The sequence below is a fragment of the Methylobacterium sp. GC_Met_2 genome, assembly GCF_026540795.1.
Taxonomy (GTDB): domain Bacteria; phylum Pseudomonadota; class Alphaproteobacteria; order Rhizobiales; family Beijerinckiaceae; genus Methylobacterium.
Window position 1 is genome coordinate 64,788 of the sequence record NZ_JALNUM010000015.1, and the last position, 10,269, is coordinate 75,056.

Annotated in this window: 9 protein-coding genes; 4 read left to right on the top strand and 5 right to left on the bottom strand. The window is 71.9% G+C overall.

Annotated elements, in window-relative coordinates:
• Positions 1-9: 9 nt before the first annotated feature.
• Both OXS49_RS08320 and OXS49_RS08325 read right to left on the bottom strand, forming a co-directional pair.
• Positions 10-1,545, bottom strand: a complete 1,536-nt coding sequence (locus OXS49_RS08320; protein WP_267423414.1) for a sodium:proton antiporter — start codon at positions 1,543-1,545, stop codon at positions 10-12.
• A gap of 57 nt (positions 1,546-1,602) precedes the next feature.
• Entirely contained in the window at positions 1,603-3,054 is a 1,452-nt protein-coding gene (locus tag OXS49_RS08325; RefSeq protein ID WP_267423416.1) for a carbohydrate porin, read from the bottom strand.
• A 121-nt stretch (positions 3,055-3,175) separates the two neighbouring features.
• On the opposite strand from OXS49_RS08325, the gene OXS49_RS08330 reads away from it, so the two are divergent.
• Complete coding sequence (locus OXS49_RS08330; RefSeq protein WP_267423418.1) at positions 3,176-4,774, top strand: gamma-glutamyltransferase family protein; 1,599 nt, start codon at positions 3,176-3,178, stop codon at positions 4,772-4,774.
• A 133-nt stretch (positions 4,775-4,907) separates the two neighbouring features.
• On the opposite strand, the gene OXS49_RS08335 is transcribed toward OXS49_RS08330, so the two are convergent.
• The 3 genes from OXS49_RS08335 to OXS49_RS08345 all read right to left on the bottom strand — a co-directional run bounded on the left by OXS49_RS08335 (position 4,908) and on the right by OXS49_RS08345 (position 7,525).
• Entirely contained in the window at positions 4,908-5,765 is an 858-nt protein-coding gene (locus OXS49_RS08335; RefSeq protein ID WP_267423420.1) for a class I SAM-dependent methyltransferase, read from the bottom strand.
• 12 nt (positions 5,766-5,777) lie between these two features.
• Complete coding sequence (locus tag OXS49_RS08340) at positions 5,778-6,287, bottom strand: OsmC family protein (RefSeq protein WP_267423422.1); 510 nt, start codon at positions 6,285-6,287, stop codon at positions 5,778-5,780.
• Positions 6,288-6,406: 119 nt separating this feature from the next.
• Positions 6,407-7,525, bottom strand: coding sequence for an 8-amino-7-oxononanoate synthase (locus tag OXS49_RS08345; RefSeq protein ID WP_267423424.1), 1,119 nt, complete (start codon positions 7,523-7,525; stop codon positions 6,407-6,409).
• Positions 7,526-7,631: 106 nt separating this feature from the next.
• On the opposite strand from OXS49_RS08345, the gene OXS49_RS08350 reads away from it, so the two are divergent.
• The 3 genes from OXS49_RS08350 to OXS49_RS08360 all read left to right on the top strand — a co-directional run bounded on the left by OXS49_RS08350 (position 7,632) and on the right by OXS49_RS08360 (position 10,148).
• A complete protein-coding gene (locus tag OXS49_RS08350) occupies positions 7,632-8,897 on the top strand; it encodes an adenosylmethionine--8-amino-7-oxononanoate transaminase (protein ID WP_267423426.1) in 1,266 nt (421 codons plus the stop codon).
• A 131-nt stretch (positions 8,898-9,028) separates the two neighbouring features.
• A complete protein-coding gene (locus OXS49_RS08355; protein ID WP_243916691.1) occupies positions 9,029-9,418 on the top strand; it encodes a response regulator in 390 nt (129 codons plus the stop codon).
• A gap of 82 nt (positions 9,419-9,500) precedes the next feature.
• The gene (locus tag OXS49_RS08360) at positions 9,501-10,148 is read left to right on the top strand and encodes a MarR family transcriptional regulator (RefSeq protein WP_267423428.1); all 648 of its coding nucleotides are present in this window, start codon (positions 9,501-9,503) and stop codon (positions 10,146-10,148) included.
• The last annotated feature ends 121 nt before the right edge of the window (positions 10,149-10,269 follow it).

The window sequence follows — 10,269 nt, forward strand, 5'->3', positions numbered from 1 at the left end:
CGAGCGCCCTTACGTCTCCGCCTTCGGCGTGGCGCTGAGTTCGGCCCAGTCGAACTCCTCCTCCAGCAGGTAATAGGCGTCGTCGCCGATCCGGCCGCGGTGGCGGAGGGTCAGGACCGCGTCGCGGGCCGCCTCGACGGCCCGGCGCCGGGCCGCATCGGCCGGCAGGCTCTCCGGGGCGCGGCCCTCCTCGTGCTCCTCGGCCTCTGCGAGCGCCGCGCGGAACTCGGCGCGCAGGGCGTCGGTCGCCGGCTCGTCCTCGGCCTCCGCGAGGGAATTCAGCGCCGCCTTGTAGGCGGCCGCCCGGGCGCGTCCGGTCTCGCGCCCCACGGGGTCGTCATCCTCCAACTTCAGATGTGCCAGCAGCGGGCGCAGCGTCAGGCCCTGCACCACCAGCGTGCCCAGCACGGTGACGAAGGCCGCAACCACCACGAGATCCCGGCGCGGGAAATCGGCGGGCAGCGCCAGGGCGGCCGCCACCGTCACGATGCCGCGCATCCCCGCCCAGGAGAGCGCCAGCCCCGGGCCGAGCCGGGCTTGCGCCCCCGCCTGCCGCAGGCCGAAGCCGCGCAGGCCCGTGGTCGGCATCACCCAGGCGAGCCGGGTCACCACGACGGTGGCGAAGGTCGCGGCGGCGAGGATCAGCGCCTGCTGCGCATCCGCGCCGGACAACCGCTCCTGGATCGGGCCGATCTGGATCCCGATCAGCACGAAGGCCAGGACGTTGAGCACGAACACCGCCGTGTCCCAGACCGCGTAGGAGATCACCCGGGCCCGGGGCGCCGTGATCCCCGGCGCCCGACGGGCGACCGTGACCGCGAAGGTCACGATCGTCAGCACCCCCGATAGTTCGAGCCGCTCGGCCGCCAGCCAGATCCCGAAGGCGGTGACGAACTGCATCACGATGGCGCTCGCCGGGTCGGTGACCCGCCGGGTCAGGGCGACGAACATCAGGCCGAGTCCGGGTCCGACGAGGAGGCTCGCGACCACCCCGAGCAGAAAGGCCGGCGCCACCTCGGCCGGGTGGAAGCTGCCCGCCGTCGCGGCGGCAACCGCGAGCCGGTAGATCAACAGGGAGGCGGCGTCGTTCAGCAGGCTCTCGCCGCGCAGGATCGTGGCGAGCCGGTGGGGCATGGGCGCATGCTTGAGCACCGCCAGCGCCGCCACCGCGTCGGGGGGCGCCACCACCGCGCCGAGGACGATGCAGGCGGAGAACGGCATGTTGGGCACGATCAGGTGCGCCACGATCGCCACGGCCAGCGTCGTCACCACCACGGCGCCAACCGCGAGCCCGAGGATCGGACGCCAGTTCACCGTCATGTCCCGCACGGAGGCGTCGAAGCCGGCATCCAGCAGGACGGGGGCCAGGAACAGCGCGAGGGCGAGTTCGGGATCGAGCCGCAGGTTCGGCACGCCGGGCACGAAGGCGAGGCCGATGCCCCCCAGCGCCAGGAAGGCCGGATAGGGCGCACCCAGGCGACGCGCCAGACCAGCCAGGAGGACGGCGCCGAACAGGACGCCGACGACCCACTCGAAGATCAACATGCTCGTGAAAGAGGCTGGGCAGCGGGACCGTTCCCGGCGGCGCCGTCGCAGGGCGGGTCAGTACTGCACGGTCGCGCGCAGCCCGAGTACCGCCGCGTTGCGCAGCCGTCGGCCGTCCGGACCGGCGATGCCCGCGCCCGGGCGGATGATGTACTGCGCGTCCGGCTGCACCGTGAAGCCCGGCACGACCACGGCCTGATAGGTCGCCTCCAGCACCCTCTCGGCGCGGCGCCGGGGACTCGGCAGGCCGGTGTAGAGGATCGTGTCCCGGTCGGCGCGCTGGGCCTCGTCGCTGATCCGCGCATAGGCGAAGCCGATGCCCAGCGTATCGTCGTCGCGGCCCTCGAACAGGCCCTTGTAGGCGAGACCGGTATCCACGTAGGCGTCGATCAGGCTGGACCGGGTCGGCGACCACGCGGCCCGCACGAAGAAGCCGAGACCCTCGTCGTCCTTGCCCGATTCCCGGTACAGGGTCTGATCGTAGATCGCGTAGATCCCGGCATTGCCGCGCACCGGCCGGCCGATGCCGGTGGCGTTCGGGTCGGCCAGCGGCACGCCGGTGATGTCGAAGCGCAGGCTGTCGAACCGGCCGAAATGCTGCCAGCCGCCGAGGGTGATGTCGCCGGGCAGGCCCCTGGACCCCGGTGCGATATTGTAGGCGTAGGTCGCCTCCGCGATGAACAGGGCCGGATCGTTGAGGCGGAAATTCGTGCCGGTCCGGTCGAGGCGCTGCGCCTCCGGATCCTGGCCCGGCCGGTTCGCCCCGGCCGGATCGCCGTCATACAGCCCGACCTGCAGGGAGAAGCCGTTGCCGGGCACGTACTTGGCCCGGATCGCCGGGGCCGCCAGCGGGTAGGCCGGGCCGCCGCTCGGCAGGTCGAGCCCGGTGATCGCAGGCCAGCCGAAGGTGGAATTCACGAACAGGGTCGCGGTCTGGCTGACGAAGAACTCGGTGTCGGCGGCCTGTTGGCCGATGCGGATGCCGAGCTGGCCGTCCATCAGGCTCTGGTCGAACCAGAGCACGTAGAGCCGCGACGCGGGCAGCGCCTCTATGACGCTCGTGGTCAGCAGGTTGCCGACATAATAGCGCGACAGGCCGGTGCCGTGGATGAAGTAGGCGTTGGCATGGACCGTGGCCCCCTGCCAGCCCGCCAGCCGGTCGAGGTCGAGATTGAGCCGCAGGTTCAGGCGATCCTCGACGATCGCGCCCTGGCGGAGCCCGCCGACCGGGTTGCCGAGGACGTCGACGATATAGGTCAGGCTGTATTCGATGCCGCGCGCCTTCAGCACCGGCCGGATCCCGAGGGGATCGGCGAGCGGCCCGAGATAGGGCTCGACCGAGCGGACGAAGCCCCCCGACGCTTGGCTGGTCGTCTCCGGCTGCGAGACCGAGATGCGCGGATCCCCGCCCGCGCCCTCGAAGACGCGCGGCACCTGCTGCTGCGCCGCGGCCGGTGCGGCCGCAAGGCCGAGGCCGATCGCGAGACGGGGCGTGAACTTCCGGAGCATCGGCCGCTTCTGCGGGATGGGATCGGCGCAGCATAGCATGGCGAAGATCTTGTACCTGCACGCCCTTTGCAGGATCCGCGCGCTCGCCTAACCCTGCGGCCCGGACACCACAGGACCCGCGATGCCCGAGACCCCCGTCTTCACCGCCGCCGCCGTCGCGGCGCCCCATCATCTCGCCGCGCAGGCCGGCCAGACCGTGCTGGCCCAGGGCGGCAACGCGATCGAGGCGATGGTGGCGATGGCCGCCTCCATCGCGGTGGTCTACCCGCACATGAACGGCATCGGCGGCGACGGCTTCTGGCTGGTGCGCGAGCGCGGCGGCCGGGTGCGCGGCATCGAGGCCTGCGGCCCGGCCGGGCGGCTCGCCACGATCCAGCGCTACCGCGAGAAGGACTACGAGGCGATCCCCGCGCGGGGGCCGGACGCGATGGTGACGGTGGCGGGCGCCGTCGGCGGCTGGCGCCTCGCCCTGGAACTGGCGCGAGCGCTGGGCGGCCGCCTGCCCCTGGAGACCCTGCTGGCGGATGCGATCAAGCAGGCGCGGGAGGGGGTGCCGGTCTCGCCCTCGGAGGCGCGCTACGTGCCCCAGGAACTCGACACGCTCCACGACGTCCCGAATTTTTCGAAAACCTTCCTGAAGGACGGAAAACCTTACCCGGCCGGCGAGATCAGGGCCCTGCCCAGGCTCGCCGCCACCCTGGAGCAGCTCGCCCATGCGGGGCTCGGCGATTTCTACCGCGGCGATATCGGCCGGGAGATCGCCGCCGATCTGGAACGCCTGGGCGCGCCGGTGACCCGGGCGGATCTCGAAGCGTTTGCCGCGGTCGAGCGGGCGCCCCTGTCGATCCGGCGGCGCGACGCGACGCTCTACAACTTCCCGCCGCCGACCCAGGGGCTCGCGGCGCTGCTGATCCTCGGGATCTTCGACCGGCTGAACATCGCCGAGGCCGAGACCACCGCCCATTACCACGGGCTGATCGAGGCGACGAAGCGGGCCTTCGCGATCCGTGATCGGGTGGTGACCGACTTCAACCGCCTGCGGCACGACCCCGCCGGCTTCCTGACGCCGGAGCGCCTCGCCCGTGAAGCCGCGCAGGTGGACATGCGCCGCGCCGCCCAGGTGCCCCTGCCCGATCCGGGCCACGGCGACACGGTGTGGATGGGGGCGATCGACGGCGACGGGCTCGCGGTCTCCTACATCCAGTCGGTCTACTGGGAATACGGCTCCGGCACGGTTCTGCCGGCGACCGGGATCTGCTGGCAGAACCGGGGCATGTCGTTCTCCCTCGACCCGCAGGCCGTGAACCCGCTTGAGCCGGGCCGGCGCCCGTTCCACACCCTGATCCCGGCGCTGGCCGCCTTCGACGATGGAAGGGTGATGAGCTACGGCAGCATGGGCGGCGACGGGCAGCCGCAATTCCAGGCCCAGATCTTCAGCCGCTACGCCGATTACGGGCTGTCGGTGGCCGACGCCGTCGACGCCCCGCGGCTGCTCTATGGCCGGACCTGGGGGGCGCCCTCGCTCAGCGTGAAGGTGGAGGATCGTTTCGATCCGGCCTGCATCGCGGCTCTGGGCCGGCTCGGCCACGAGATCGAGGAACTCGGCGGGCCCTACATCGATTCGCTGGGCCATGCCGGGATGCTGGTGCGCCACCCCCGCAACGGCCGGATCGAGGCCACGCACGATCCGCGCTCGGATGGCGGTGCGCTGGGGCTTTGAGGAAAGGACAGGAGCCGCTTCGCGGCGCGTCCTCTGCTGGCTCCCGGATTGGTGCAGCGCCAGCGGAATGCGGCCCGGGACCCAGCGCAGGAATGGCCGCGACGCGGCTCGAAACCGAGCCGGACGCCGTCCTTCACCCGGCCTGGACGAGCCAGCACGCCGCGCGCAGGCGTACCGCGCCGCCCGACGCGTGCCGGATCAGGGCCTCCGTCACCGCAGCCTCGGCCCGCGCCCGGAGATCCGGTTCGGCCTCGCGGACGAGGTGCGAGGTCGGGCCGAGGTTCAGCGCCACATGCGCTGCCGCCGCGGCGGCCTCCGCGTCGGTGTCGCCCCGGCCGAGGATGACGTCCCGGTCGAGCGCCGCACAGGAGACGGTCCCGAACCCGGCGTTCCGCAGCAAGGCCCCGAGCCCGTCCGCATCCGCGAAGCGGAACGGCCCTGGCGTATCGGGTGCCGGGGGCGGCGGCACCTCCGACAGCAATGGCATCACGGCCTCGCGCGGCACCTGAACCCACAGGTTCTCGGGCAGCGCGCGCCAGCAGAGGAAGGTCAGCTGCCCGGCAGGCCGCAGCATCCTGCGGATATTGGCGAAGGCGCGCAGCGAATCCGGGAAGAACATCACGCCGAACCGGGACAGGGCGGCGTCGAACGTGCCGAGATCCGCCTGCTCGACGTCGGCTTCGACGAAGGTGACCGGGGCGGCGCCGGGGGCTTCGCGGCCGACCCGGGCCTGGGCGACCGCGAGGAGCGGCGCCGAGATATCCGCACCCGTGACGCGGCCGGCGGCCCCGACCCGGCGCGCAGCCTCGACCGTCGTCGCCCCCGAGCCGCAGCCGATATCGAGCACCGTGGCACCGAGATTCAGCCCCGCGCGGTCGAACAGCGCCTCGGTCAGCGGGACGAACAGGGCGTCGAGGACGGCCTGGTTGTGTGCCCAGCGCGTGCCGACCTCGCCGTTCCAGTATTCGGATTGGGTGATGCCGCCCGCCATGACCGCGTCTCCTCAGGCCGTGGTCACGGCCACCGATAGCTCGGGCTTGTGGTTGAGGGTCTGGAACACCACGCAGTAGCGCTCGGTGAGCTTCAGGAGCTGGGCCAGCTTCTCCTCCGACGCATCCGTATCGAGCTTAAAGAACAGCCGGATGTTGCGGAAGCCCACCGGCGCCTCCTTGTCGACGCCGAGGGTGCCGCGGAAGTCGAGGTCGCCCTCGGCGCTGACCGTGCCGGCACGGAGGGGGATTTCCAGGGCGGTCGCCACCGCCTTGAGCGTCACGCCCGCGCAGGCGACCAGAGCCTCCAGCAGCATGTCGCCCGAGCACAGCTCCGCGCCCGAGCCGCCGGTCGCCGGGTGCAGCCCGGCCTCCGCGATGGCGCGGCCGGTCTCGACCTTGCAGGCGATCTTGGTGTCGTCCAGCGTGCCCTTCGCCTTCAGGGTGATCATCGCGGCGTCCGGCGCGTTGCGGTACGTGTCCTTGATCGGAGCCTGAAGGGCTCGCAGCGCGCTGGCGTCCATGGCGTCGTCCTCTCGATGATCCCGCCCCGATCTCGGACGGCCGGATCGGGTTCTTGATGCGTGAAACGCGTCGGATCAGCGGTATAGGTGCAGGCTCGGCGAACGGAAAGCGCGCCGCTTCAGCCGATCAGGGTCGCCAAAGCCTCGGCGAGGCCATCGACCTGCGTGGCGTCGTGGGCGGCCGAGAAGGCGACCCGCAGCCGCGCGGTCCCGGCCGGCACGGTCGGCGGGCGGATCGCAACCACGAGGTAGCCCTGCGCCTCCAAGGCCGCCGAGATGTCGAGCGCCCGTTGCGCCTCGCCGATCAGCACCGGCACGACGGCGCTCTCCGCCGCGGGCAGGCCGAGGCGGGCGGTGAAGCGCCGGGCGAGGTCGAGGGGCCGGGCGCGCCGCTCCGGCTCGTCTTCCAGGATCGCCAGCGCCGCCAGCGCGGCGGCGGCCGAGGCCGGCGGCAGGCCGGTGGTGTAGACGAAGCTGCGGGCGCGGCCCACCATCAGGTCGATCACCGCTTGCGAGGCGCAGAGATAGCCGCCGTAAGAACCCAGCGCCTTCGACAGGGTGCCCATCTCCAGGGGCGCCCGCGGCCCGTCCTCGACGACGCCGATCCCGTGGGCATCGTCCACCAGCGTCCAGGCATCGTGGTCCTGCGCGACGGCCAGGATGTCGGCCAGCGGCGCCCGGTCGCCGTCCATGCTGAACACCCGCTCGGTGAGCACCAGCGCGCGTCCGTGCCGGGCGCGGTTCGCCGCCAGGATCGCCGCGAGGTCGGCGGGATCGTTGTGGCGGAAGGTCAGCACCTGCGCGCCGGACAGCCGCGCCCCGGCCCACATGCAGGCGTGGGACAGTTCGTCGAGGAGGATGAGGTCGGAGCGTCCCGCGAGCGCCGGCGTGATGCCGAGATTGGCGAGGTAGCCGCTGCCGAAGACCAGCGCGGCCTCCTGGCCCTTGTGGCGCGCGAGCCGCGCTTCCAGCGCGCCGAGATACGGATGGTTGCCGGTCACGAGCCGGGATCCGCCGGCCCCCGCGCCGTAGGTCGCCGCGGCGTCCTGTGCGGCCGCGATCACGCGCGGATGGTGGGAAAGGCCGAGATAGTCGTTGCAGGAGAACGACACGAGCGCCCTGCCCTGCCGACTCGCGGCGGCGCCGGAGCCCCGCTCGGTCGGCACCAGCCGCCGCCGCAGGCTGCCGGCCTCCAGGGCATCGAGTTTCGAGCGGGCGAAGGCGTCGAGGCTGTCCATGCAGGGTGATGGGCCAAGCCGGTCGGTCGATGTCAAGGCAACCGGCGCGATACCCGGGCCGGCGCCCGCTTGACCGATGCCGCCTCGGCCGCGCATCCCCCGTGGCATGACGCTCGACCCGTCTCGCACCCACCTCTGGCGCCCCTACACCCAGATGCGCGGGGCCGCTCCGCCCCTGGAGGCGGTGGCGACCCAGGGCAGCCGCATTATCCTCGCCGACGGCCGCGAGCTCGTGGACGGCATCGCCTCCTGGTGGACGGCGGTCCACGGCTACAACCATCCCCACATCGCCCAGGCCGTCGCCGACCAGCTGGCGCGGATGCCCCACGTGATGTTCGGCGGCCTCACCCATCAGCCGGCCGAGCGGCTGGCGGCCCGGCTCGCCGCCCTGCTGCCGGGGGACCTCGACCACGTTTTTTTCAGCGATTCGGGCTCGGTCGCCGTGGAGGTCGCTCTCAAGATGGCCGCGCAGATGTGGCTCAACCGCGGTGTGAGCGGCCGGACGCAGGTGCTGGCCTTCCGCGGCGGCTATCACGGCGACACGATGGGGGCGATGTCGGTCTGCGATCCCGAGGAGGGCATGCACCGCCGCTTCGGCGCCTACCTGCCCACCCAGATTTTCTGCGATCTGCCGCGGACCGCCGCCGAGACCGAGGCCCTCGACGCGGCGCTGGCGAGGCACCGCGACACGCTGGCGGCGGTGATCGTCGAGCCGCTGGTCCAGGGGGCGGGCGGCATGCGCATGCACCCGCCGGAGGTGTTGGCGACCGTCGCCGATCTCGCCCGCCGCTACGGCCTGCCGCTGATCGCCGACGAGATCTTCACCGGCTTCGGGCGCACCGGCACCCTGTTCGCCTGCGAACAGGCCGGGATCGTGCCCGACATCCTGTGCCTGTCGAAGGCGCTGACCGGCGGCACGATGGCGCTCGCCGCCACCATCGCCCGCACGGAGGTGTTCGAGGCGTTCTGGTCCGAGGATCCCGCGGCCGCGCTGATGCACGGCCCGACCTTCATGGCCAATCCGCTCGCCTGCGCGGCCGCCAATGCCAGCCTCGACCTGTTCGAGACCGAGCCGCGCCTTGCCCAGGCCCACGCCATCGCGGCACGGTTCACGGATGGGCTCGAAATCCTGCGGCGCATGCCCGGCGTGGTCGACGTCCGGGTGCTCGGCGCGATCGGAGCGGTCCAGTTCGCCGAGGCCCCCGATCTCGCCGCCCTCAAGGCGCGGCTGCTCGCCCGGGGCGTCTGGGTCCGGCCGTTCGGCGACATCGTCTACCTGACGCCGGCGCTGACGATCGGAGCGGCGGATCTCGACCGCCTGATCGAGGCGGTCACCGCGGTCGTGACCCAGCAGGCATCCGTGACAGCCTGAGCACAGGAACCGGCCGCCTGTCAGCGGCGACCGCGTCAAGCTGCAACCCGGAACCGTTTCTGGTGTTGGACCTCAGGCTGATGACGCGTGCGGCGGCCCTCGCGGTCGCACGTTGCCGGAGGGAGTACACAGTGGCGAGTGAGCAGACGGGTTCGGGTGGCGATCGGCCGGTGATCCTCCTCGTCGAGGACGAGGCACTGACGATCATGGACCTCGGCGACGTGCTGGAGGAAGGCGGCTTCGAGACCGTTCAATGTGCGTCCGCCGAGCGGGCGCTCAGCATACTCCAGGCGCGCCCAGACATCTGCGGGCTCGTCACGGACGTCCAGCTCTCGGGCAAGACGGACGGTTTCGACCTCGCCAGCTCGGTTGCGGAGGCGCGGCCGACCCTGCCGATCCTGATCGTGTCCGGTCGGGCGGCCCCCGACCCGGCCCGCATGCCCCGGCATGCCGACTTCATCGCCCGGCCCTGCACCGGCCAGGATATCCTCGATCGCCTGCAACGCCTCATGCACTGCTGAGCGATCGCTGGTGTGAACACGTCATCTCAGCGTCACCGGCCAGCGCCACAGGATCCTGGGCGGCCGGTGACGGAGATGGATCGTGCAGACTCTGGATCTTCCGGCGGCCGCCGGCACAGACGCGGGCGCTCCGGTGGGCGACAAGCCGAAACGTGATCGACACGACAGCGAGACGGCGGCTCAAGAGCTATCGTCCAAGGAGCTGTCGTCCAAGAAGATGCGACCGCCCGGTGTGCGGAGCGTCGGGTGGGCCCTCGTGCAGGCGGCGCGCCTGCACCGCGCCCGCACGGGCGACCGTCTGGCCAAGCTGGGCCTGTTCGCCGGGCAGGAGCAGGTGGTGCAGGCGCTCGCCAGCGCCGGGACCATGACGATGGGCGATCTCGCCGCGCTCCTCCGGGTCCGGCCGCCCACGGCGTCGAAGACCGTGACCCGGCTCGCCGCCCTCGGGATCGTCGAGCGCCGTGCCGAATCGGGCGATGGCCGCGTGGTCCGGGTCCAGTTGACCCCGGCGGGTTTGGCCAAGGCCGAGGCCATCGAGCAGATCCAGGAGGAGGTCGAGGCCGAGTTGCTCGACCATCTCGACAAAACCGACCGTCGTCGGCTCCGCAAACTCCTGCGCAAGGCCGCGCGCGGCCTCGCCGAAGCGGCGGGCGCCGCCGGCGAATCCACCGACGTCGATGCCGAGATCGAGGCCGAGGTGGACGACGAGGTCGAGGGTCTGCCGACCTGATCGGCGCTTGCTGGAGCGCAAGGTCCCACGCGTCGCGCGGCCGGATCACGTCCTGGTTTCGAAAGGTCGAGACCCAGCCCTTTTAAGGTGTTTGGGCTAGGCGCAGGTATCCCACCTATGG